Source organism: Caulobacter sp. GW821-FHT10A06, assembly GCF_059415805.1.
In genome coordinates, this window is record NZ_JBWKNY010000001.1 from 656,677 (window position 1) to 679,253 (window position 22,577).

Consider the following 22,577-nt stretch of genomic DNA (forward strand, 5'->3'; position numbering starts at 1 on the left):
CGCCTATCGGGTCTCGATGGTGGCCTGGTTGCGCAGGTCGCGCAGGTAGCGCTTGGCGATCAGCGCCAGTTGCTGGCCGCGCAGGCGGTTCTCGATCTGGTCGTGGCTGGGCGCATTGGCGCCGCCCTGGCGCTTACCGCAGACGGCGATCAGGTGCATGCCGGCGTCGGTGCGGATCGGATCCGAGATCTGGCCGACGTCCAGCTTGTTGGCCGCGTCTTGGAAGGCGGGAGCCAGATCGGTGATCTCGGCCTCGCCCAGGTCGCCGGCGACCAGGCCGTCCACCTTGCCGGCGGCGCTTTCCAGCGTCTCGCAGCTGGTGATCTTGGGCTTCAGGTCGGTCAGCAGCTTGGTCGCCGCGGCGATCTGGGCCTCGTTGGCGTCGGCGGCCAGCGGGGCGGCGACCTGCTTGAGGTCGACGATCGCGGTCTTGGAGCCGGCGCGCTTGTCGCGCAGATAGATGATGTAGACGCCGTCCTTGACCTGGATGGGCTTGGACAGCTGGCCGGGGCGCAGCTGCTCCAGCGCGGCGTCGACCTCGGCCGGCATCTCGCCCTGGCTGACCCAGCCGATGTCGCCGCCGTTGGCCGCGGTGGCCGAGCCGGAGAACTGGCGAGCCACGGCCGCGAACGGCGCGCCCTGCTGCATCTGGTTGATCAGCTGGCCGGCGCCGTTGATGGCGACTTCCATGCCGCCCACGCGGCCGGCGTCCAGGAAGACTTCGCTGAGCTGGTACTGCGGCTTGGCGGCCGACTCGGCCAGGCGGCGCTGATAGGCCTTGATCTGGTCTTCGCCGATGCGCAGGCGCGAGCCGTAGCGGCCCTGGATCCAGGACTGCCAGCTCGAATCGGCGCGCAGCTGGGCGCGCCAGGTGTCCAGGCCGATTCCCTGCTGCACCAGCGACTGCTTCAGCTGGTCGGCGCTCATCTTGTTGGACGAGGCGATGTCGGCGATCTGCTCGTCGACTTCCTTGTCGGTCGAGATGATCGTGATCTTCTGCTGCTTCTCGACGCGGCGCAGCTCCTGCATCTGCAGGTGCTCGTCGACCAGCGAGCGCAGGGCTTCCTGCTCGATCTGCGGCAGGTTCTCCTGGGTCGGCTGCATGCCCGACGTGGCCATCAGCAGGCGCATGCGCTGCATCAGGTCATAGCTGGAGACGATTTCGTCGTTGATGACGGCGGCGACGCTTTCCTGCAGCGGCTGCGGCGCAGCCGGCTGCGCCGGCGCGGCGGCCGGAGGCGCGTCGACCTGAGGCGGCGCGGCCTCCTGGATTCGAGCGAAGGCGGGCAGGCCAAGGCTCGCCACGGTCAGGGCGAGAATGGACGCGGCGCCGGCCGCGAAAGTCGTCACGCTACGCGCAGACCGCATGGATAGTGTCGTTCCTCTAGACCGGGTCCGCCCCCTTGCGGAAGCGCGGTCGATTATCATGTTTTCAGGGGCGGCGTCGCCGGTCCGGCGATTTCCTTTCGGCCGTCGCCCCCAAGACACGCCTGTCTGACATGCGGGTTCGCCCCGCACGCCCCCCAGGCGCGGTCACTCAGTACCCTGTATCACCTAATGTGGCGAGCGTTAGGCGGAAGACGACCGTACGGTCAGGCTGCAGCCGCAGACCGGTGGCCGTCGAGGCGTAACGGTCTTCCTGTTGGTAGATCACATCGATGCGAATGCAGTCGTCCTGGTAGGCCACGCCGACGTCGCGACGACGCCACACGTCCTGCACCATGTCGCGCTGGCCGAAGGTGGTCAGCGAGATTTTTTTGGTCAGCTTCAGTTCGCCGCGGGCTTCGAAGCTCTCCTGGCGCGCGCCGTTCGAGTCGATCTCGTCCTTCAGGTAGCGGATCGAGCCCCAACCGCGCTTGGTGTAGGCGTCGACGCCCGTTTCGATCCGGTGGATCTCCTGGGTCTGCGCGTCGAGTCGCGTGCGGACGAAGGCGTTGATGCCCTGGACCGGCGTGACCGTGGCGGCCACGATCCAGTCGGACGACTTGCTCTGCAGGCCGGTGCGGGCCGGCAGCAGCGGGTCGAACTCCGAGCGGAAGCTGCGGCCGATCAGGATGCTGCCGCTGCGGCCGCCCGGCAGGCTGTAGGTGGCCCGGCCGCCGACGTTCAGGCGCTGGCCGCCCTCATAGAGGTCGAAGCCCGGCGACTTGTTGGCCTGGAACAGGTTGGTCTCGTCGAACTCCAGCGTCGCGCTGTCCTCGTTGTAGAGGTAGGTCGTCGTCCCGTTGCGGGCGACGACGGTCGGCACGCGCGAGCTGTCCGAGCCGGCGGCGATCTGGGCCAGGGGCTCCAGCACGATGTTGCCGCCGTTCTTGAGCGGCTTGAAGAAGGGCAGGCTGAAGTCGACGCCGCCCACGCCCAAGGCGCGGGTGTAGGTGTCCTTGTCCTCGTCGCCCAGCGCGGCGGCGGCGGGCGAGACGTAGGTCTTGATCGAATAGGCGTCGCCGCGGGCCTGGGCGAACGGCGAGATCTTCAGGCCGTTGCCGACGATCTTGCTGGTGCGCCAGTCGGCCTTGAAGCTGGCGCGGCTGGAATCGACCCCGTCCTGGCCCTTGTAGGTCGGCAGGTAGTAGGGGGCTTCGCCGTACGGCGACTCAGAGCGGTTCAGCATGACGCCCGTGCCCTGCAGGCGCAGGCGGCCGCCCAGTACGGGGCTGTCGGGCTCCCAGCGGGCCTCGACCAGCGGACCGATCAGCGGGAAGGCGCCGCTGTTCTCGAAGGCGTTGGCCGTGCCCGCCGTGGTGGTGCCGACGACGCGAAGGCCTTGGACCGAAACGGCCGAGACCGAGAACCACGAGCGAGTGTCCTGGCGCGTGGCGTACAGCTGCGAGACCAGGCGATGGTCGTCGCTCGTGAACAGGCCGCGCTGCTGGTAGACGTCGTTGACCTTGTACTTGTCGAACAGCAGGGCGTCCGAGACGCGCTCGGCCGAGAAGCCCCACTTCCACTTGTTGTCGATGTCGAACTTGCCGTTCGCCAGGATGTAGCTGCGGGCGGTCGCCTTGCCGAAGCGGTCGCCCCGGATGTCGAAGTCCTTGTCGTAGGTGAAGCCGCCGCGCGCCTCGAGCACGCCCGAGTAGAAGCGCTTGCGGTAGTTCACGTTCAGGAACGGATTGACGTCCGTGTTGATCTGCGGGGACAGGATGATGTCCGACGAGGGCGAGATCACGTACAGGTAGGGCTGGTTGTACGAGATGCCCCGGCCCTTGGAGAAGTCGATCTTGGGCGCCAGGAAGCCCGAGCTGCGCTTGGCCGACGGATCGGGGTGCCAGAACAGCGGCATGTACAGGATCGGCGCGCCCCACAGGTGGATGACGGCGTTCTTGTAGTAGATCAGCTGCTTCTGCTTATCCTGCACGATCTTGTCGGCCGAGACCGACCAGGTCGGGCGGGGCTTTTCGGCGCAGACCTCGCAGGGCGTGTAGATCGCCTTGTTCAGTTCCTGGATATTCTCGTTGCGGCGCACGGCCGTGACCGAGGCCACCTTGATGTTCTGGCTCAGGCGGGCGGCGAAATTCTGGGCGAAGCCGGCCTTGAAGTCCTTGTCGACTTCCATGTGGTCGGCGAATTCGGCCGTGCCGTCCGGATTGAGCATCTGCACGTGGCCGTCGGCGACCACCGAGCCGGTCTTGGCGTCGTAGACAACCTTGTCGGCGCGCAGGGTGCGACCCTGGTAGCGCGCCTGCACCGAGCCCTGGGCCGTCATGATCTGGTTCTTGTCGTCCCGGATCAGCAGGTCCGACTCCAGATAATAGCCCTCGTCGCCCAGGCCGTCGGCCGGAGCGGCGGGGACCACCGGGGTCGGCGGAATATTGACGAAGCTCTGCTGGGCTTGGGCCGCGCAGGCGAACGCCATCCACGCCGCGCCGCTGAGGAGCAGCTTGCGGCAGACGGACGCGGCGCTGACGCGCGTTTCAGTCATGGTCATCCCTGCAAACAATGACTCACCCATCTTCCGTATAGCAAAGCAAAGTGAAGCCCGCCAAAATCGCGACGGTCGGCGGCGTCCATGCGGCGATGAACGGGGCCAGAACGTCGGCCTTGCCCAATGTGCTGCACAGCTCGTTGAAGAAAAAGAACCCGAAACCCAGGGCGACGCCAGAGCCCGCCAGAGCGGCCAGGCCGCCCAGGCGCATCAGGCGCAGCGAGAAGGCCGCGGCCAGCACCGACATGGCGGCGAACAGCAGCGGCGTGGCCAGATCCTGCTGCAGGCGCAGCTTGAACGGCGCGGCCGAGAAGCCGGCGTCCTCGGTGCGCTGGATCGTGGCCGGCAGGCGCCACAGCGCCACGGCCGACGGCGTGTTGAAACGCTCGGACGCCGTGCGGTCGTCCAGGTTCGACGGGATCGACAGGCTGTCGGAGCGGATGGCCCCGGCGCCGGGCGTGGCCTCGCGCACGCCCGACAGGCGCCAGAAGCCAGGCTCCAGCCGCGCCTCGTTGGCCTCGATGCGGCGGGTGAAGTCCATGACGCCCTTGCTGTTCAGGGCATAGACGAACAGCGACACGCCCTTCAGGCGCACCGAGCCGTCGACCGTTTCGCGGGCCCGGGCGCGGATGACAATCTGGGTCTTGTCGTCGCCCTGGCGCAGCCAGGTGCCCTTGGGCGCTTCCTTCAGATAGCCGTTCATCACGGCGTCGCGCTCGCTCTCGAACTTGGCCGTCATGGCCGTCGTCAGCGGGTTGAGCAGGGTGATGGTCAGGAGGCCGATCACGAACGACGACAGGGCCGCCGGCATGATGAACCGCCAGGCCGAGACGCCCGCCGCGCGCATGGCGATCAGCTCGCTGCGCCGGTTCAGCTCGACGAAGGCCCACATGGTGCCGAACAGGAACACGAACGGCGCCAGCACCAGGATGGTCGCCGGAGCCTGCAGGACGGTCAGGTACAGCAGTTGGAAGAAGGTCGCGTCCGCCCGCGTGCCCACGTTGCGGGCGATGTCGACGAAGGCGATCAGCATCACCATCGCGCCCAGCACCGCCAGGGCGCCGATCAGCGCGCTCATGGTGCGCTTGAGGACGTAGCGTTCCAGCATGCCCATGGTCATCAGGCGGCTCCCGTCCAGGCGGGGGCGGACTTGACCGACTTTGGCGCGCGGCGGGCGGAGACCTTCTGGCGGAAGATCTGGGCCATGCCCCACCACATGGCGCTGAGCGGCACCAGGTACTGCAGGACGTTCAGCCAGGCGCTGTCCTCGCAGGCGGCCTGCACGCCGAAGCCGACGATGCGCACGATGCCGGCCGCGGCGCCGACGGCGGCGATCCGCTTGCCATAGCCCATGCGGCTGAAAGAGCCGCCCAGCACGGCCGCCAGGGCCATGGTCATCAGGGCGATGTTGTAGAGCGGCCCCGCGAAGCGCGAGTGGCCCTCGGCCAGCATCTTGCCCTTGTTCCGCTGCTCCCATTCCTGGGTCATGTCCGGAAAGAACAGCTCGTGCGGATAGCGGTCGGCGATCTTGTAGTGCAGCAGCTCGTCGGTCTTGAACAGGCTGGACAGGTCGAAGGTGTACTCGTCGAACGAGGTGTACTGCAGCACGCCCTGGCGCGAGAACTGCTGGTTGCTGCCATGGCGCATGACCAGCACCGGCTGGCCCTTGCGGGTGGCGATCTCGGCCTCGCGCGACGAATAGGTCGAGGCCGCGCCGTTGGGCAGTTCCTGGTGGATGAACAGGTTCTGGATCTTGTTGTCGCGGTCGATCGACTGGGCATAGACCGTCAGGCCCGGACCCGGCTCGGTGAACTGGCCCGGCTGCACCAGGGTCGAGGCGACGTCGGTCTTGATCTCGAAGGCCGTCTCGCGGATCTGGCGGGCGCTCCAGGGCTGCAGCCACAGGCCCGAGATCAGCGAGATCAGGGCCGCGAACACCGCCAGGCGCATGGCCGGCGAGATGACGCTCCAGCGACTCATGCCGCCGGCGAAGCACACGACGATCTCCTGCTCGGTATGCAGACGATTCAGCGCTACCAGCGCGGCCACGAACAGGGCCAGCGGCATCATGATGCTGAACAGCTGCGGCAGGGCCAGCATGATGATCTTCAGGAACACCAGCGCGCTCTGGCGCTGCTCCACCAGCACGTCGAACTCCGACAGGCTGCGCGCCAGCAGGGCAAGCGCCACCAGGGCCGCCGTCGCCAGCAGCGTCGGACCCAGCAACTGGCGGAAAAGATACCGTTCTATGAGGCGCATGCAGAGACGTTCGGGGCGGTTGGATTCGTGGGACGAACCCCGAAGATGGGTCGTTCTACACGGGGGCTTCGCGTCGGCACAACCGGTGAGCTGACTTGACTGTGCGCAGTGGGGCCGAACGGAGCCTTTTCTATGGCGCGGCATTGGACTATGCCGCCTAGTTCAGACAAGCGGCTGCGCCGTCGCGACGCGCCGTTCAGAAGTCGCCCAGATGCAGGAGCGCGGCATGCGTATCGAGTTCGTCCCCGTCGACACCCAGGCTGGCGCCACGGCCGCCCTCGCGGTCCTGGCCCATGAGGGCGCGGCCCTCTCGCCGGAAGCCAAGGCGGCCAACGAGGCCACGGGCGGCGCCCTGGCGCGCGCCATCGCCGGCGGCCGCTTCACCGGCGCCAAGGGCCAGACCCTGGACGTCGTCGCCCCGCACGGCCTGGAAGCCGCCCGCCTGGTGCTGGTCGGCGTCGACGGCTCGGGCGCCGTCGAGCCCGAAGCGGTCGAGACCGCCGCCGCCTCGGCCTATCAGGCCGTGAAGACCACGGGCGTCACCGAGCTGGTTCTGAAGCTGGGCGCCGATGCCGAGAGCGCCGCCCGCGCCGCTTTCGGCGCCCGCCTGGCCGCCTACCGCTTCGACAAGTACCGCACCACCGAGAAGGCCGAGAAGAAGCCCTCGATCCAGGTGGTGAAGGTCGCCGCCGCCGACCCGGTCAAGGCGCAGAAGGCCTATGAACCGCTCTCGGCCCTGGCGGACGCGATCCTCTTCAGCCGTGACCTGGTCTCCGAGCCGGCCAACATCCTGCACCCCGAAGAGTTCGCCGCGCGCGCCAAGAGCCTGGAAAGCCTGGGCCTGGAAGTCGAGATCCTGGGCGAGGCCCAGATGGCCGAGCTGGGCATGGGCAGCCTGCTGGGCGTGGGGCAGGGCAGCCGCCGCGAGAGCCAGCTGGTGATCATGAAGTGGCTGGGCGGCGCCGATAAGTCAGCTCAGCCGATCGCCTTCGTCGGCAAGGGCGTGACCTTCGACACCGGCGGCATCAGCCTGAAGCCCGCCGACGGCATGGAAGACATGAAGTGGGACATGGGCGGCGCGGCCGCCGTGACCGGCGTCATGCACGCCCTGGCCGGCCGCAAGGCCAAGGTCAACGCCATCGGCATTCTGGGTCTGGTCGAGAACATGCCCGACGGCAACGCCCAGCGTCCGGGCGACGTGGTCACCTCGATGTCGGGCCAGACCATCGAGGTCATCAACACCGACGCCGAAGGCCGCCTCGTGCTGGCCGACGCCCTCTGGTACTGCCAGGACCGCTTCAAGCCGCAGTTCATGATCAACCTGGCCACCCTGACCGGCGCGATCATTATCTCGCTGGGTCATGACTACGCCGGCTTGTTCAGCAATAACGACGGCTTGTCGGAGAAAATTCTCAGCGCCGGCAAGGCCGAGCGCGAGCCGCTGTGGCGCCTGCCGCTGCCGGCCGCCTACGAGAAGCAGATCGAAAGCCCGATCGCCGACATGAAGAACATCGGCGGCCGCCCGGCCGGTTCGATCACCGCCGGCCTGTTCCTGCAGAAGTTCGTCAACGGCGTGCCGTGGGCGCACCTCGACATTGCTTCTGTCGCCTGGAAGAAGCCCTCGGCCGATCCGACCGTGCCCGACGGCGCGGCCGGCTACGGCGTGCGTCTGCTCAACCGCCTCGTCGCCGACGCCTACGAAGGCTGAGCATGACGGCGGGTCCCTGCGAGGTCTGGTTCTACCACCTGGAGCGCTCGCCGCTCGAGGCGGTGCTGCCTGAGCTGCTGGAGAAGACCCTGGGCCGGGGCTGGAAAGCCCTGGTCCGCGGGGGCGATCCCGGCCGCATCGAGGCGCTGGACCAGCACCTGTGGACCTTCCGCGAGGACAGCTTCCTGCCGCACGGCCTGGCCTCCGAGCCGATGGCCGAGCGGCAGCCGGTGCTGCTGACAAACGACGACGGGAACCCCAATGCCGGGGATGCGCTGTTCCTGATCGACGGGGCAGAACCTGGAGATCTTTCAGGGGTTTCGCGCTGCATCCTGCTGTTCGACGGCAGGGACGAGCAGGCCCTGTCGCAGGCGCGCGGACGCTGGTCCGTCTTTAAGAAGGCCGGGCATCCGGTGTCCTACTGGCGCCAAGGCGCCGAACGCGGTTGGGAGAAGCAGGCATGAAGCGCGTACTGTCCGCCCTGGCCTTGGGCCTGGTCCTGGCCTCGTGCTCCAGCGCCCCCGAGCCGGCGCCGCCTCCGCCGCCCAGCACGCCCACCGCGCCGCCGGCCATCGCCCTGCCGGCCAAGCCGCCGGCCTCGGAGGCGGACAAGGACCAGTGCGGCCTGAAGGACGCCCAAGCCTTCGTCGGCAAGCCGCGCACCAGCCTGCCGGCTCCGGTCGACCCCTCGCGCTGGCGTGTGGCCTGCACGACCTGTCCGGTGACCATGGACTACCGCGCTGATCGGCTGAACATCCTGTTCAACGCCGACACGGGTGTCGTCCAGGAAGTCAAATGCGGCTAAGGACCGCGCTTTCCCAAGCTCTTCTGGCTTCCGTGCGATTGAGATGAAATAACTCGAAAGCCGGAGATTCCCGCCCGGCTGGTTCAGAGCATGGTCGACCAACCGACGATCGGACCCAGAACCCGAGACGACTTGGCGGCCACGCTCCTGACGGCGTTGGGCGTCGCGTTCGGCTTTGCGTTTCTCGCCTATCTCTGCGTCGAGATCCCGCGCTCCTATAACCACGTTACGCCGATCTGGCTGTCGAACGGCTTCCTGGCCGCGTGCCTGCTGTCGTCGCCGTCGCGACGCTGGCCGGCCCTGATCGTCGGCGCCGCGCTGGGCGCGCTGACGGCCGGAGCGCATGCTGGCGACAGCCCGCTGGTCAATGTCATCCTGGTCAGCCTGAACATCACCGAAGGCGCCCTGGCGGCCTATGCCGTGCGGCGGGTTACCGGCGAGTCGATCGACCTTGGCCGGCCGCGCGATATGCTGGCCTTTGTCCTGCTGGGCGGCTTCATGGCCCCGACGGTCGCCGGAACCGCGGCTGCGTCGATCCACACCGTCCTGCGTGGCGGGGCGCTGGTTCCGAACGTCATCGGCTGGGTGCTGAACGACATCCTGGGCATGCTGACCATCGGGCCGTGCCTGCTGGTGTTCTTCAAGGCCGGGCTTTACCTGCGCGAACGGCCGCTGACCCGCGACGGCGTGCTGTCGATGGTGATCTGCTGCCTGATGACCACCGTGGTCTTCGCCCAGGGCAAGTATCCGCTGCTGTTCCTGGTGCCGCCGGTCATGCTGTTCGTCGCCTGGCGCCAGGAGGTGCTGGGCGCGGCGCTGAGCGCGGTGCTGGTCGCGGCCATCGCCCTGGTCCTTACCATCGCCGGGCGAGGGCCGATCCACCTGATCCTGGCCGGCACGGGCACGCAGTCGACCGTGCTGCAGCTGTTCCTGGCCGTCTCGATCTTCGTCAGCCTGCCGGTCGCGGCCTTCCAGCGCCAGCGCCGCGCCATCCTGGCCAAGGTCGAGGAGGCGCGGGCCGAGGCCGAACGCAGCGAGGCCCGCTATCGCCTGCTGGCCGAGAGCGCCCTGGACATCATCGCCCACAGCGACCTGCACGGGCAGATGACCTACATCTCGCCCGCCGCCCGCACGATCTTGGGCTACGAGCCCGAAGAGCTGCTGGGCACGGCCTATCTGAAGATCCTGCACGAGGACGACCGCGCCGCGATCCGCCGCGTGGTCGAGATCCAGCGCGACTGTCCGCAGGGCGTCACCGCGCCGCCCGCCGAGACGGTCGAGTATCGCGCTTTCCGCCAGGACGGCCGGATGATCTGGCTGGAATCGCGTCCGACCCTGGCCTGCGATCCCGTCACCGGCGCGCCGACCGGCATCACCGACATCATCCGCGACATCACCGCCCGCAAGACGCTGGAGATGGATCTTCGCGCCGCCCGCGCCGAGGCCGAGACCGCCGCCGCGGTGAAGGGCGAGTTCCTGGCCAATATGAGCCACGAGCTGCGCACGCCTCTGACCGCCGTGATCGGCTTCGCCAACCTGCTGGCCGACGAGCCGGGCCTGAGCCAGCGCGGCAAGCGCTACGTCGATCGCATCACCACCGGCGGCCGCACCCTGCTGGCGACGATCAACGACATCCTGGATTTCTCGCGCCTGGAGCAGGGGCGCATCACCCTGGACCCCCGCGTCGTGGCCATCACTGGCGTGGTGTCCGAGGTGCTGGAGATGCTGGCTCCCGACGCGGCGGCCAAGAACCTGGTGCTGCGTTCGGTGGGCGACGACGCCGCGCCGCCCGAGCTGTTCATCGATCCCGAGCGCGTGCGTCAGGTGCTGCTGAACCTGATCGGCAACGCCGTGAAGTTCACCGAGGTCGGCGAGGTGCGGCTGGAGACCGACTACGACATCCAGACCGGCCGGCTGCGCATGAGCGTGACCGACACCGGACCGGGTGTGGCGCAGGCCGACCAGGCCCTGATCTTCGCCCGCTTCTCGCAGATCGACGAGGCGCTGAACCGCGAGCACGGCGGCACGGGCCTGGGCCTGGCCATCTCGCGCGGCCTGGTCGAGCTGATGGGCGGCGACATCGGCGTCGAGAGCACGCTGGGGGAGGGCGCGCGCTTCTGGTTCGAGATTCCCGCCCAGACCGGTCCCTCGCACGACGCGGCGGTCGACGAGGTCGAAGAGACCGAGCTGCCCCTGCCGCCGCCCGGTGTCCGGGTGCTGGTGGTCGACGACAACGCCGGCAATCGGGAGCTGGTGCGCTCGGTGCTGGAGGCGGTCGGCGTGCATGTCGCCGAGGCCGTCGATGGCGAGGAGGGCGTCGCCGCGGCTGCCGCCGACGCCTTCGACGCCATCCTGATGGACCTGCGGATGCCAAAGCTGGACGGCGTCTCGGCCGCCCAGCGGATCCGGGCCGAGGCGGGGCCCAGCGCCGGCTCGCCGATCATCGCCTTCTCGGCCGATGTCCGCCTGGGGCCGCTGGATCCGGTGTTCGACGGCGCGACGCCCAAGCCGCTGACGGTGGCCTCGCTGCTGTCGACCCTGTCGGACGCCTTGACCGGATCGCCGAGGGAGACGGTCTAGACAACGTTGTCATTCTGCGCCAGGAATTGGTCATACCAGTAAGCGTCGCCCGGTTAGAGGCGACCTCATAGGGAGGCCGCTTGATGAAGTCCTGGCTCGTATTGGGCGCTGCCGCTCTCGCGCTTCTCTCCACATCCGCTCACGCCGAAGGTTGGCTGAAGGCCAAGGACGCCCGCATCGTCGACGAGGCCGGCCAGCCGGTGATCCTGCGCGGCATGGGCTTGGGCGGCTGGATGCTGCAGGAGGGCTACATGCTGCGCCTGTCCAAGCTGGGCCAGCAGCACGTCATCCAGGGCAAGATCGCCGATCTCGTGGGCCCCGCGCGCCAGCAGGCGATCCACAAGGCCTGGCTCGACAACCACACCACCAAGGCCGACATCGACGCCATGGCCGCCTGGGGTTTCAACTCCGTACGCCTGCCGATGCACTACGACCTGCTGACCCTGCCGGTCGATAAAGAGCCCAAAGCCGGCGTCGACACCTGGCATGAGGACGGCTTCAAGCGGATCGACGACCTGCTGGCCTGGAGCAAGGCCAATGGCATCTACCTGATCCTGGACCTGCACGCCGCGCCCAGCGGGCAGGGCAACGACCTGCCGATCGCCGATCGCGACCCGAACAAGCCCTCGCTGTGGGACAGCCCCGAGGCTCGCCGCAAGACCATCGCGCTCTGGAAGAAGCTGGCCGCCCGCTACAAGGACGAGCCGATGATCGGGGCCTATGACCTGCTAAACGAGCCGAACTGGGACTTCGATGGTTCGGGCAACAAGAACGGCTGCAAGGACGAGAAGCAGGAAGCCCTGTGGTCGTTCTATCGCGAAGCCACGGCGGCCATCCGCGCGATCGATCCGCGCCACATGATCATCATCGAGGGCAACTGCTGGGGCAACAACTACAAGGGCATGCCAAAGCCCTGGGACGCCAACATGGCGCTCAGCTTCCACAAGTATTGGAACGTCAATGACGACGCCTCGATCGCGGCCCACCTGAAGCTGCGCGAGGAGACGGGCCTGCCGCTGTGGCTGGGCGAGAGCGGCGAGAACTCCAACGTCTGGTTCGCCGACGCCATCCGCCTGATCGAGAAGCACGAGATCGGCTGGGCGTTCTGGCCGCTGAAGAAGATCGGCTTCAACCAGCCGCTCGAGATCAAGGTCGACCCGGCCTATGACGACGTGGTCGCCACCCTGACCGGCGACGCCAAGACGCCGGTGAGCGCGGACAAGGCCTATTCGGTGCTGATGAAGGTGGCCTCGCACGATGTGCGGTTCGAGAGCAACGAGGCTCATCCGGACGTCATCGACGCCATGTTCCGCCAGCCGCACGATGCGTCGACGCGGCCGTTCAGGAAGCACCTGGTCGGGGCCAAGGGCGCGACGATCCCGGCCTGGCAGTACGACCTGGGCGTGGTCGGCGCGGCCTATGTCGACGGCGACGTGGCCAACTATCACGTCTCGACCGGCGGCCAGCGCACGCCCTGGAACAAGGGACGGACGGGCCGTAACGACGGCGTCGACCTGGAGCGGGCGGCGGACGGGTCGCTGAAAGTCACCGACTTCGCGGCCGGCGAATGGCTGCGCTACACGGTCTCGGCGACGGCGGGGCGCTATGCGGTCAGCGTCGTGGGCGAGGGGCCGATGAAGGTTGCGGTCAACGGCGGCGCGGCGGTCAAGAGCGGCGCGGTCGTCAGCCTGATGGCCGGGACTAATACGCTGGTGGTGAAGTCGACGGGGGCGACGCAGATCTCCGCCCTGAAAATCACCCCTGCAAAATGACGTGTCATCCCGGCCGTAGCGAAGCGGAGAGCCGGGACCCAGGGGCAACCGCAGTGCGCCGGCCCCTGGGTCCCGGGTCGGCTACGCCGCCCGGGATGACACGGTTTGTTTTGCTACAGATCAGAGCGTACTCATCCCGCCATCGATGATCAGCTCGCTGCCCACCGTGAAGCGGCTCTCGTCCGAGGCCAGGAAGATCACCGCGTCGGCGATCTCCTTGGGCTCGCCGAAGCGGCCGGCCGGCAGGTTGGCCAGGATGCCGGCCGACATGGCGTCCAGTTGGGCGCTATCCAGGCCCAGCTTGCCGTAGAGCGGCGTGCTCACCGGTCCGGGGCTGATGACATTGACCCGGACGCCGCGACCGATCAGCTCGCCCGACAGGGTGCGGGCCAGCGAGATTAGGCCGGCCTTGCTGGCGGCGTAGACGCTGGAATTGGGCATGCCGATATGGGCGTTGATCGAGCCGTTGAAGACGATCGAAGCCGGGTTGCTCAGGATCGGGGCCAGGGCCTGGACCAGGAACAGCGGGCCCTTCAGGTTGACGCCGATGGCGCGGTCGAAGGTCTCTTCGGTCCAGCTTTCCAGTGGGCCGAACGGGGCGATGCCGGCGTTGACGAAGACGGCGTCCAGCTTGCCGAAGGCGGCTTCGACGGTCTTGGCGATGGTGGCCTGAGCCGCCACATCGCCGGCGTCGGCCAGGATGGCGACGACGTCGCCGCCCAGAGCAGTCTTGGCTTCCTCGAGGCGCTGAGCGTTGGCGCCGGTGATGGCGACCTTGGCGCCTTCTTCCAGCGCGCGCTGGGCGGCGGCGAAGCCGATGCCGGTGGTGCCGCCGGTGATCAGGATGGTCTTGTTGGCGAGACGGGACATGGTGGTGATCCTTCCGTTTGACGGGCCGGCGCACCGCGCGTCGGTCAGTGAGGGTGATTTAGGCTGAGCATCCGACTTGAGCGATGGGCAGAAACGCGATCTATCATTCAGCTTAAGTGAATGATGGGGCGGCCATGGATCGGCTACGTGCGTTCGAGGTCTTCACCACCGTCGTCAGCCGCGGCGGCTTCGCCAAGGCGGCCGAGGCGCTGGACACCTCGCCGGCCAACGTCACCCGCTATGTCGCCGAGCTGGAGACGCATCTCGGCGCGCGACTGCTGAACCGCACCTCGCGCCGCCTGTCCCTGACCGAGGCCGGAGAGGCGCTCTACGAACGCGCCCGCGCCATCCTGGACGAGATCGCCGAAGCCGAGGCGGCGGCCTCCGCCAACGTCGCCGAGCCGCGCGGGCGGTTGCGGATCAACGCGCCGCTGAGCTTCGGCGTCCGCCACCTGGCGGGACTGTGGCCGCAATTCATGGCTCGCCATCCGAAGGTCGAGCTGGAGATCAGCCTGTCGGATCGCGTCGTCGACTTGGTGGAGGAAGGCTACGACCTGGCCATCCGCATCTCGCGGGGCGGCTCCCAGGCGCATGTGGCGCGTAAGCTGGCGACCTCACGCAACATCGTCTGCGCCTCGCCGGACTATCTGAAGGCCCACGGGACGCCGACCACGCCGGACGAGCTCGCGACCCACCGGTGTCTGGCCTACAGCTACACCGCCATGGCCGAGGACTGGCGGCTGACCAATACCGACGGCCGCGAGGCCGGCGTGCGGATGCGGCCGGTGATGTACTCCAACAACGGCGACACCACCCGCGCGGCGGCGCTGGCGGGGCAGGGCGTGATCTGGCAACCGACCTTCATCATCGGAGACGATCTGCGCAGCGGAGCGCTGGTGCGGCTGCTGCCCGACTGGAGCCTGCCCGAAATCGACGTGCTGGCGGTCTATCCCAGCCGCCGGCACTTGAGCGCCAAGGTGCGCCTGATGGTGGATTTCCTGGCCGAGGCGTTCAAGGGAACGCCGCCCTGGGATCGGTAGTGGTTACTTGCGGTTCCCGACGCCCGGGAACATCGCCACGCCGTCCTCGAACACGCCGAGATAGCCCAGCTCGCCCAGCAGGGGCGTCAGGTCTTCGACGAGGTCGCCCGACTGCGGCAGGTGCGCGGGGCGGCCGTCCTGGGCGTGCAGGCGGTAGACCGTCCACATCTTGCCCTTGGGCGCGGGCGCGCCGGGCTGGATGAACTTGGCTTCCCAGCCGACCAGGGCGGGTGTGCGGCCGACCACGACGTCGAACGGACGGTCGCGGAAGGCCAGGTCCATCTCGATCCGCATGGCCTCGCCGATCCGGTCGTTCACCCACTCGGCGAAGGCCTCGAGGACGACGGACGAAGACAATCCTTCCGGATTGGCCACGACGTGGTTGCGGGGATGGGCGCTACTCATGAGCGTACCATGCGCCCCGAGGTGTCGCGGAAGCGCTAAACGACATGGTTTAGGGCGCGTTCACCCTAAACCTTGCCGATCAATGGCCTAGCTTACGCTTCGGCCTCCGCCAGTTCCTCGGCCAGGGCCATCCAGGCCTCTTCTGCCTCGTCCAGCTTGGACTTGGCGTTGTCGCGGCGCTTGGTCAGTTCGGCGACCTTGGCCGGGTTCTTCACATAGAGGTCCGGATCCTCGAGCTGGGCGTCCAGTTCGGCGAGGTTGCGCGTGCAGCGGGTCATGACCTGCTCGGCGGCCTCGACCTTGCGGCGCAGGGGCTCGACGGCGGCCTTCTTCTTCGGCGCTTCGGCAGCGACCACCGGCTCGCGGTCCACCTGGGTCGGCTTCACGGCCTGCTTGGCGCGGTCCAGCACGAACTTGGCGTAGTCGTCCATGTCGCCCTCGAAGGGCTTCACGGTGCCGTCGGCGGCCAGCCACAGGCGGTCGGCGACCAGTTCCATCAGCGAGCGGTCGTGGGTGATCAGGATCACCGCGCCGCTGTAGTCGTTCAGCGCGTCCAGCAGGGCGCGGCGGCTGTCGATGTCCAGGTGGTTGGTCGGTTCGTCCAGGATCAGCAGGTGCGGCGCGTCCATCGCCACCATGTTGAGCAGCAGGCGAGCGCGCTCGCCGCCCGACAGGTTGGCGACCGTGGTCTCCTGCTTCTCGAAGCCCAGACCGAACTGCGCCAGCTTGGAGCGGCGCGAGCTTTCCGACGCGTCCGGCATGGCCCGGCGGATGATCTCCAGCGGGGTGTCCGCCGGATCCATGGCCTCGATCTGATGCTGGTGGAACCAGCCGACCTTCATCTTCTTGTCGCGGTGCAGCTCGCCCTTCTGAACCGTCAGGGCCCCGGCGATCATCTTGGCGAAGGTCGACTTGCCCGCGCCGTTGACGCCCAGGAGACCGATGCGGTCATCCAGGTCCATGCGCAGGTTCAGGTTCTTGAGGATCGGGCGATCGGCCTCGTAGCCCACGTTCGCCTTTTCCAGGCGGATCAGCGGCGGCGCCAGCGGGCGCGGCGGCGAGGGCAGGGTGAAGGGCGCGACGCGCTCCTCGATCGTGGTCGCCACCGGCTGCATCTTGGCCAGGCGCTTCATGCGGGACTGCGCTTGCGCGGCCTTCGAGGCCTTGGCCTTGAAGCGATCGACGAAGGCCTGCAGGTGGGCGCGCTCGGCGTCCTGCTTGGCCTTGGCCGAGAGCTGCAGGCGAGCCTTCTCGGCGCGGCGCTCCTCGAAGTCGTCGTAGCCGCCGGTGTAGAGCTCCAGCTTGCCGCCGGCCAGGTGCAGCATGTGCGTACAGCTGTTGTTGAGCAGCTCGCGGTCGTGGCTGACGATCAGGGCGGTGTGCGGATACTTCTGGAGCCTCGCCTCCAGCCACAGCGCGCCTTCCAGGTCGAGATAGTTGGTCGGTTCGTCCAGCAGCAGCATGTCGGGCTCGGCGAACAGCGCCGCGGCCAGGGCCACGCGCATCCGCCAGCCGCCCGAGAACTCGCTCATCGGCCGCGCCAGGTCTTCCTGTGTGAAGCCCAGGCCGACCAGGATTTCGGAGGCCTTGGCCGGGGCGGCGTCGGAATCGATCTCGATCAGCCGGCCCCAGATCTCGCCCATCTCCTCGGGATCGGCGGTCTCCAGGCGGGTCAGCAGGCCGTGGCGCTCCTCGTCGGCCTCCAGCACCGTTTCCAGCAGGGTGAAGGGCGTGGCCGGGTGCTCCTGGTCCACCGAGCCGATGCGGGCGGTCTTGGGCAGGCTGATTTCGTCGTCGCCGGCGTGCAGCTGACCCAGGATCAGCTTGAACAGGGTGGACTTGCCCACGCCATTGCGTCCGATCAGGCCGACCTTGGCGCCCGGGGGCAGGCTGACGCTGGCATGGTCGAAGAACTTCCGACCCCAGGCGTTGAAGGTCAGGTCACGGATCTGAAGCATTTTATGAAGGTTACGCGGCGGGGTTGGCGGGGAGGAGGCGCACGGCTATAAGCCCGCAACCTTCTAATTCACAACTCTTCTGTGAGACCTCCCGTGACCGAACGCACCTTCTCGATCATCAAGCCGGACGCCACGCGTCGCAACCTGACCGGCTCGGTCAACGCCGTGATCGAGGCCGCTGGCCTGCGCATCGTCGCTCAGCGTCGCGTGAAGCTGACCGAAGCCCAAGCCAAGAAGTTCTACGAAGTGCACGCCGAGCGTCCGTTCTACGGCGAACTCGTCGGCCAGATGACCGCCGAGCCGGTCGTCGTCCAAGTGCTGCAAGGCGACAACGCCGTGGCCAAGTACCGTGAAGTCATGGGCGCCACGAACCCGGAAAACGCCGACGAAGGCACGATCCGCAAGCTGTTCGCCCTGTCGATCGGCGAAAACTCGGTCCACGGCTCGGACAGCCTGGAGAACGCGGGCATCGAAATCGCCCAGTTCTTCACCGAAGAAGAAATCGTCGGCTAAGGCTCACGCCTTACTGATCGGAAGAGGCCGGGGCGGAAGCTCCGGCCTTTTTCTTTGCGCGCTTGTTGTTCGAGACGCTTAAGATTGCGGTATGCGGTTAGCTTGCCTTGCAGTCCTGTTCCTGGCGATGGCGTCCTCCGCCGCGCGCGCTCAGGCCGTCGAGCCGGTCCCGGCGCCGGCTTGCACCGCGGCGATCGCCCAGGCGGCCACCGTGCGAACCGTGGCGGGCGACCAGACGGCCTGGCGAGGGCGCTGCGTGAAGATCAGCGGCGTCGCTGTCGGCTATCTCCTGTTCGACGGCAATGCCGACGCCGATCGTTTCCGTCCGCGTCTGGACCCGTCCGAAACGGGCCGCGTGCTGGGCATCGATGGCTGGCGCACCGGCAAGGACCTCTCGAAACGGCGCCGCCTGACGGTGGTCGGTCGGATCGGAGACTGCGAGCAGACGCGCGCCGAGATCCATTCGGCGGATACGCCGGACATGATCATGTTCGTCCGGGGCTACTGTCATGGCCATGACGGTGGCTACATCCAGGTCACCGAAGCGCGCGAGCGCTGAATTCGCGTTTTGCGCCCCCGACATACCTGGCGGCCGGCGTGACCCTATTCTGCGTTTCCGACGAGTCGCCGGGGAGGGGCGGGTTTGGCGAGAAGAAGAACTCTGGCGATTGGCCTGGCGGCGCTGGGCCTGTTGAGCGTCGCGCCGGCCGCAGCCCAGTCCGTCGACGACGTGGTCGTCTCGCCTCAGGCCAGTGGGCGGTGGCTGCGGGCTGAGAGCCAGCATGTCATCGTCTATTCCGACGAGAACGCCGAGGTCCTGCGCAAGACGGTCGCCGACCTGGAGGCGCTGGATCGGGTGCTGCGAGGCCTCTACGGCCGCCAGGAGGGGCCGCCGCCGCGCAAGTTTCCGATCTACATGGTCCGCACGCCCGAGATTGGGGCCAACTCCAATCCGGCCTATCGCCGGTTCATGCCCGGGGCGGCGGTCACCGCGTTGTCGCTGGACGTGGCCGAGGTCGAGGACATCTTCGCCGTGGTGGTGCGTGACGACTTCGCCTTCTTCGGCGTGGTCGATCACACGGCGGGCGACGACGTGGTGTTGGGCGCCTATGGCTTTCACTTCTTCAGCGAGAACTTCCCGTTCCGCCAGCCGCGCTGGCTGACCAAGGGCGCGGCGATCTACTACAGCAGTATCGATATCCAGCCGCAGGCCGTGACGATCGGCCGGACTCCGGCGCTGTTCGACGACGCCCTGGCCATGCGCGGCCTGGAGCGGATCCCCGACATTATCACCGAAAGCGGCGACGGCTGGAGCCTGCCCGAGCGCCAGCGCTTCGACGCCCAGTCGGCCCTGCTGGTTCGTTATCTGTGGGCCGATCCGGACCGCAAGGCGCGGCTGGCGACCTATCTGGATCGCGTTGCGGAAGGCGGGGCCGATCCGAAGGCCATCTGGGCGCAGGTGTTCGGCCAGCCGCTGGAGGCCTTGCCCGACGCGTTGCGGGCCTTCGTGCGCAAGGAGCCGGTGGTCACGACCTTGGCTCGGGCCAGCGGCCCGACAGCGCCAATCAAAGTACGTCGCATGCCGGCCGGGGCCGACGACCTGATCCTGGAACTGCAGCAGATGAAGACCGGGGCCGTCCCCGATCGCGGCGAGCTGCTGCGCAAGATCCGCAAGGCCGCCGAGCGCCGGCCGACCGAGCGCTACAGCCGCCAGGCCCTGGCGCGGGCCGAGATCACCTTGGGCGACCGCGACAAGGGCGAGCGGCTGCTGGAGCAACTGCTGTCCGAGGACGGCGATAACCTGGAAGCCTTGCGGCTGATGGGAACCAGCAAGTTGTACCGAGCGGCGGCCGACAAGGCGCATCGCCCTGAGCTGCTGGCGGCGTCGCAGGTCTATCTGCGCCGGGCCGACGCGGCCGAGCCGAACGACTACCAGACCCTGTTCCTGCTGGCCCAGACCATGACCGAGGGCGACAGGCCGTCGGCGGAGCGGCTGGCGTTGCTGCGCCGGGCCGTGACCCTGGCGCCGGAAGTGACGAAGATCCGTCTCGTGACGGCGATGGCCTTCCTCTACGCCGACGATGCGGCGACGGCCTATCAACTGCTGAAGTCGATCTCGGCCGATCCCAATGGCGGGCTGGCGGCGAGCCAGGCCAAGCAGGTGCTGGAAGCGATGGCGCGGGTGGGCGTGAAGCCCTAGGCGGCCAGGCGCAGGCGCTGGCCGCGCTTGAAACCCATGACCACCAGGCCGACGGCCAGGATCACGGCCAGCACGATGCCGCTGGCCAGGGCCGGGTTGCTGCCGAACATCTGCAGGTTCCGGGCGGCCAGATAGCCGGGAGCCAGCAGCGACACGACCCACAGCGGGGCCGACAGGATGTTGGCGACCTGGAAGCTCCAGGGACGCGAGCGCGAGATGCCAGCCAGGATCGGGATGAACGGGCGGGCAGGGCCCAGATACCGGGCGGCGGCGATGGCCAGCACGCCGTGGCGGCGGGTCAGCAGCTTGGCGCGAGCCAGCAGGCGGCGCTTGCCGCCGAACAGCAGCTGGGTGGCGCGACGGCCGCCCAGGCCGCGGCCCATCAGGTAGGAGACGGCGTCACCGGCGGCCGCGCCGGCGCTGCACCACAGGATGGCTTCGACGGGGTGCAGCACGCCTTGGGCGATCAGCGCCCCGGCGGCCAGCATGACGCCCAGGATCGGGATCAGCAGGCCGACGACCAGCAGCGCCTCCAGCAGCGTGAAGACGAACAGCGCCACGCCGGCGAAACCGGCGTTGTCGGCGGCGACTCGGAAGAGATCGGCGATCCAGGCGTCCATGAAGTGCATCATGGCGACACATAATGACGAAGTTCTGACCCGTTAGGCTTTATCGACCGTTAGGGCCTGCGACACGCGGTCCCAGAGCTTGCTTACGAAAGCGGCCAAGGTGGCGGCGTAGAGCTTGTGCTCCTGCTCCAGCACCCGGGCCGACAGGGTGTGGTCGTCGTCGCCGGGCAGGATCGGCACGCGGGCCTGGCCCAGGATTGGACCCTCGTCGACGCCGGCGGTGACCAGGTGGACGGTGCAGCCGGCCTCGGGGTCACCGGCCGCGATGGCGCGGGCGTGGGTGTCCAGGCCGGGATAGGCGGGCAGCAGGGACGGGTGGATGTTCAGCATCCGGCCTTCCCAGGCGTCGACCAGGAAGGGCGTCAGGATCCGCATATAGCCGGCCAGGGCGATGACCTGGATCCCGCGCTCGCGCAGGGCCGCGTCGATGGCCCGCTCATGGGCCTCGCGGTCCTTGCCGAAGGGCTTCTGGTCGACGCACAGGGCTTCGATGCCCTCGGCCGCCGCCGTGGCCAGGCCGCCGGCGTCGGGCTTGTTGGCCAGAACGAGGGCGATCTCGAACGGGCAGTCGACCGCCTTCGCCGCACGGACCAGGGCCTCCATGTTGGAGCCCCGGCCCGAGATCAGGACGGCGACCTTAGTGCGTTGGGTCATTGCGGATCCCCCACGCCCTGCGTCCTTCGAGGCTCGCTGCGCGAGCACCTCAGGATGAGGACGTCTGTACTGAATTCCTCATGCTGAGGCGCCCCGAAGGGGCCTCGAAGCACGCAGGGCCTAAGCCTTGACCAGCTGGCCGCAGATGAAGGCGTCCTCGCCGGCGTTCAGCAGGGCGGCCAGGACCGGCTCGGCGTCGGCTTGCGCCACGATGACGATGAAGCCGACACCGCAGTTGAAGGTGCGGCGCATCTCGTGTTCGGAGACGCCGCCGACCTGGGCCAGCCAGTCGAACACGGGCGGCTGCGCCCAGCTGTTCCAGTCGAACTCGGCGGCCAGGCCTTCGGCGATGGCGCGCGGCGGGTTTTCGATCAGGCCGCCGCCGGTGATGTGGGCGCCGCCCTTGACGCGACCCGACTGCAGCAGGGGCAGCAGCGACTTCACATAGATGCGGGTCGGAGCCATCAGGGCCTCGGCCAGGGTCTTGCCGTCTTCAAACGGGCAGGGGGCGTCCCAGGCCAGGCCCGAGCGCTCGACCACGCGGCGCACCAGCGAATAGCCGTTCGAGTGCGGACCCGACGAGCCCAAGCCGATGATGATGTCGCCGGCGCGCTGCTTGTCCAGCTTGGGCAGGACGTCTTCGCGGTCCACCGCGCCGACCGAGAAGCCGGCCAGGTCATACTCGCCGTCGCTGTACATGCCCGGCATCTCGGCGGTCTCGCCGCCCACCAGGGCCGCGCCGGCCAGCTTGCAGCCCTCGGCGATGCCGGCGACGACGCTCTTGGCGACTTCGATGTCCAGCTTGCCGGTCGCGAAATAGTCCAGGAACATCAGCGGCTCGGCGCCTTGCGCCAAGAGGTCGTTGACGCACATGGCCACCAGGTCGATGCCGACCGTGGCGTGCATGCCAGCGTCGATGGCGATGCGCAGCTTGGTGCCGACGCCGTCGGTCGTGGTGACCAGCAGCGGATCTTCGTAGCCGGCCGCCTTCAGGTCGAACAGGGCGCCGAAACCGCCCAGGCTGGCTTCCGCGCCGGGGCGGCGGGTGGCCTTGGCCAGGGGTTTGATGGCGTCCACCAGGGCGTTGCCCGCGTCGATATCAACGCCTGCCTGGGCGTAGGTAAGGCCGTTCGGCTGATCGCTCATGGTCGCTCTGGCGCTCGCTCTGGATCTATCGGAGGACGGTAAGATCCTCCGAACACGCGGAAAATTTGCTTTCCCGGTACGCTGAGCGCGTCTTGACGCTTGCAGACTCGGGG

20 protein-coding genes are annotated in these 22,577 nt (G+C 68.0%); 10 read left to right on the top strand and 10 right to left on the bottom strand.

The features are described from left to right. Positions 1-3: 3 nt before the first annotated feature. From AC07NF_RS02855 to lptF, 4 genes are all read right to left on the bottom strand, one after another. Positions 4-1,350: a peptidylprolyl isomerase gene (locus AC07NF_RS02855; protein WP_494631195.1), complete on the bottom strand. Its 1,347-nt coding sequence runs from the start codon at positions 1,348-1,350 to the stop codon at positions 4-6. A gap of 187 nt (positions 1,351-1,537) precedes the next feature. After that, positions 1,538-3,952 (bottom strand): LPS-assembly protein LptD, encoded by a 2,415-nt coding sequence (locus AC07NF_RS02860; RefSeq protein ID WP_494631193.1) that lies wholly within the window; start codon positions 3,950-3,952, stop codon positions 1,538-1,540. Continuing rightward, positions 3,945-5,045, bottom strand: a complete 1,101-nt coding sequence (lptG, locus tag AC07NF_RS02865) for an LPS export ABC transporter permease LptG (protein WP_492811019.1) — start codon at positions 5,043-5,045, stop codon at positions 3,945-3,947. The genes AC07NF_RS02860 and lptG overlap by 8 nt, the downstream gene beginning before the upstream one ends. After that, positions 5,045-6,184: an LPS export ABC transporter permease LptF gene (gene lptF, locus AC07NF_RS02870; RefSeq protein WP_494631190.1), complete on the bottom strand. Its 1,140-nt coding sequence runs from the start codon at positions 6,182-6,184 to the stop codon at positions 5,045-5,047. Before lptF ends, lptG begins: the two co-directional genes overlap by 1 nt. 226 nt (positions 6,185-6,410) lie before the next feature. Here lptF and AC07NF_RS02875 point away from each other — a divergent pair, with 226 nt between their 5' ends. The 6 genes from AC07NF_RS02875 (at position 6,411) to AC07NF_RS02900 (ending at position 13,198) form a co-directional block, all read left to right on the top strand. Beyond that, positions 6,411-7,892, top strand: coding sequence for a leucyl aminopeptidase (locus tag AC07NF_RS02875; protein ID WP_494631189.1), 1,482 nt, complete (start codon positions 6,411-6,413; stop codon positions 7,890-7,892). A gap of 2 nt (positions 7,893-7,894) precedes the next feature. Beyond that, positions 7,895-8,356: a DNA polymerase III subunit chi gene (locus AC07NF_RS02880; protein ID WP_494631187.1), complete on the top strand. Its 462-nt coding sequence runs from the start codon at positions 7,895-7,897 to the stop codon at positions 8,354-8,356. After that, a complete protein-coding gene (locus AC07NF_RS02885) occupies positions 8,353-8,697 on the top strand; it encodes a peptidase inhibitor I78 (protein ID WP_454716412.1) in 345 nt (114 codons plus the stop codon). The genes AC07NF_RS02880 and AC07NF_RS02885 overlap by 4 nt, the downstream gene beginning before the upstream one ends. Before the next feature lie 132 nt (positions 8,698-8,829). After that, positions 8,830-11,277, top strand: coding sequence for an MASE1 domain-containing protein (locus tag AC07NF_RS02890; RefSeq protein WP_494631184.1), 2,448 nt, complete (start codon positions 8,830-8,832; stop codon positions 11,275-11,277). 83 nt (positions 11,278-11,360) lie between these two features. Further along, entirely contained in the window at positions 11,361-13,049 is a 1,689-nt protein-coding gene (locus AC07NF_RS02895; protein WP_494631182.1) for a cellulase family glycosylhydrolase, read from the top strand. Next, positions 13,046-13,198: a hypothetical protein gene (locus AC07NF_RS02900; protein ID WP_494631180.1), complete on the top strand. Its 153-nt coding sequence runs from the start codon at positions 13,046-13,048 to the stop codon at positions 13,196-13,198. The genes AC07NF_RS02895 and AC07NF_RS02900 overlap by 4 nt, the downstream gene beginning before the upstream one ends. Here AC07NF_RS02900 and AC07NF_RS02905 read toward each other — a convergent pair. Next, complete coding sequence (locus AC07NF_RS02905; RefSeq protein WP_494631177.1) at positions 13,170-13,919, bottom strand: SDR family oxidoreductase; 750 nt, start codon at positions 13,917-13,919, stop codon at positions 13,170-13,172. The two genes, AC07NF_RS02900 and AC07NF_RS02905, sit on opposite strands and share 29 nt — an antisense overlap. A gap of 134 nt (positions 13,920-14,053) precedes the next feature. Between AC07NF_RS02905 and AC07NF_RS02910 the strand changes: the two genes are divergently transcribed. Then, entirely contained in the window at positions 14,054-14,959 is a 906-nt protein-coding gene (locus tag AC07NF_RS02910) for a LysR family transcriptional regulator (protein ID WP_494631174.1), read from the top strand. Positions 14,960-14,962: 3 nt separating this feature from the next. Here the strand turns inward: AC07NF_RS02910 and AC07NF_RS02915 are convergent, their stop codons facing one another. Both AC07NF_RS02915 and AC07NF_RS02920 read right to left on the bottom strand, forming a co-directional pair. After that, the gene (locus AC07NF_RS02915; protein WP_492811003.1) at positions 14,963-15,364 is read right to left on the bottom strand and encodes a hypothetical protein; all 402 of its coding nucleotides are present in this window, start codon (positions 15,362-15,364) and stop codon (positions 14,963-14,965) included. Between the two features lie 92 nt (positions 15,365-15,456). Next, positions 15,457-17,322: an ABC-F family ATP-binding cassette domain-containing protein gene (locus AC07NF_RS02920; protein ID WP_494631172.1), complete on the bottom strand. Its 1,866-nt coding sequence runs from the start codon at positions 17,320-17,322 to the stop codon at positions 15,457-15,459. A gap of 93 nt (positions 17,323-17,415) precedes the next feature. Between AC07NF_RS02920 and ndk the strand changes: the two genes are divergently transcribed. The 3 genes from ndk to AC07NF_RS02935 all read left to right on the top strand — a co-directional run bounded on the left by ndk (position 17,416) and on the right by AC07NF_RS02935 (position 20,035). Beyond that, complete coding sequence (ndk, locus tag AC07NF_RS02925) at positions 17,416-17,835, top strand: nucleoside-diphosphate kinase (protein ID WP_454716404.1); 420 nt, start codon at positions 17,416-17,418, stop codon at positions 17,833-17,835. A 127-nt stretch (positions 17,836-17,962) separates the two neighbouring features. Beyond that, positions 17,963-18,394, top strand: coding sequence for a hypothetical protein (locus tag AC07NF_RS02930; RefSeq protein WP_494631166.1), 432 nt, complete (start codon positions 17,963-17,965; stop codon positions 18,392-18,394). Positions 18,395-18,478: 84 nt separating this feature from the next. Continuing rightward, positions 18,479-20,035, top strand: coding sequence for a tetratricopeptide repeat protein (locus tag AC07NF_RS02935; RefSeq protein WP_494631161.1), 1,557 nt, complete (start codon positions 18,479-18,481; stop codon positions 20,033-20,035). Here AC07NF_RS02935 and AC07NF_RS02940 read toward each other — a convergent pair. From AC07NF_RS02940 to purM, 3 genes are all read right to left on the bottom strand, one after another. Next, positions 20,032-20,655 carry a DedA family protein gene (locus AC07NF_RS02940; protein WP_492810995.1) on the bottom strand — a complete coding sequence of 208 codons (624 nt, stop codon included), beginning with the start codon at positions 20,653-20,655 and terminating at the stop codon, positions 20,032-20,034. The two genes, AC07NF_RS02935 and AC07NF_RS02940, sit on opposite strands and share 4 nt — an antisense overlap. 42 nt (positions 20,656-20,697) lie before the next feature. Next, positions 20,698-21,318 carry a phosphoribosylglycinamide formyltransferase gene (gene purN / locus AC07NF_RS02945; protein ID WP_494631154.1) on the bottom strand — a complete coding sequence of 207 codons (621 nt, stop codon included), beginning with the start codon at positions 21,316-21,318 and terminating at the stop codon, positions 20,698-20,700. Positions 21,319-21,438: 120 nt separating this feature from the next. Further along, the gene (gene purM, locus AC07NF_RS02950) at positions 21,439-22,464 is read right to left on the bottom strand and encodes a phosphoribosylformylglycinamidine cyclo-ligase (protein ID WP_494631153.1); all 1,026 of its coding nucleotides are present in this window, start codon (positions 22,462-22,464) and stop codon (positions 21,439-21,441) included. Positions 22,465-22,577 lie beyond the last annotated feature (113 nt).

Bases quoted from the DNA above. Each gene is read 5' to 3' on its own strand.
- purM (WP_494631153.1), bottom strand. From the start codon at position 22,464: ATGAGCGATCAGCCGAACGGCCTTACCTACGCCCAGGCAGGCGTTGAT.
- AC07NF_RS02885 (WP_454716412.1), top strand. From the start codon at position 8,353: ATGAAGCGCGTACTGTCCGCCCTGGCCTTGGGCCTGGTCCTGGCCTCG.
- AC07NF_RS02900 (WP_494631180.1), top strand. From the start codon at position 13,046: ATGACGTGTCATCCCGGCCGTAGCGAAGCGGAGAGCCGGGACCCAGGG.
- AC07NF_RS02940 (WP_492810995.1), bottom strand. From the start codon at position 20,655: ATGGACGCCTGGATCGCCGATCTCTTCCGAGTCGCCGCCGACAACGCC.
- AC07NF_RS02860 (WP_494631193.1), bottom strand. From the start codon at position 3,952: ATGGGTGAGTCATTGTTTGCAGGGATGACCATGACTGAAACGCGCGTC.
- AC07NF_RS02880 (WP_494631187.1), top strand. From the start codon at position 7,895: ATGACGGCGGGTCCCTGCGAGGTCTGGTTCTACCACCTGGAGCGCTCG.
- purN (WP_494631154.1), bottom strand. From the start codon at position 21,318: ATGACCCAACGCACTAAGGTCGCCGTCCTGATCTCGGGCCGGGGCTCC.
- AC07NF_RS02930 (WP_494631166.1), top strand. From the start codon at position 17,963: ATGGCGTCCTCCGCCGCGCGCGCTCAGGCCGTCGAGCCGGTCCCGGCG.
- AC07NF_RS02910 (WP_494631174.1), top strand. From the start codon at position 14,054: ATGGATCGGCTACGTGCGTTCGAGGTCTTCACCACCGTCGTCAGCCGC.
- AC07NF_RS02915 (WP_492811003.1), bottom strand. From the start codon at position 15,364: ATGAGTAGCGCCCATCCCCGCAACCACGTCGTGGCCAATCCGGAAGGA.
- AC07NF_RS02875 (WP_494631189.1), top strand. From the start codon at position 6,411: ATGCGTATCGAGTTCGTCCCCGTCGACACCCAGGCTGGCGCCACGGCC.
- AC07NF_RS02920 (WP_494631172.1), bottom strand. From the start codon at position 17,322: ATGCTTCAGATCCGTGACCTGACCTTCAACGCCTGGGGTCGGAAGTTC.
- lptG (WP_492811019.1), bottom strand. From the start codon at position 5,045: ATGACCATGGGCATGCTGGAACGCTACGTCCTCAAGCGCACCATGAGC.
- lptF (WP_494631190.1), bottom strand. From the start codon at position 6,184: ATGCGCCTCATAGAACGGTATCTTTTCCGCCAGTTGCTGGGTCCGACG.
- AC07NF_RS02895 (WP_494631182.1), top strand. From the start codon at position 11,361: ATGAAGTCCTGGCTCGTATTGGGCGCTGCCGCTCTCGCGCTTCTCTCC.
- AC07NF_RS02905 (WP_494631177.1), bottom strand. From the start codon at position 13,919: ATGTCCCGTCTCGCCAACAAGACCATCCTGATCACCGGCGGCACCACC.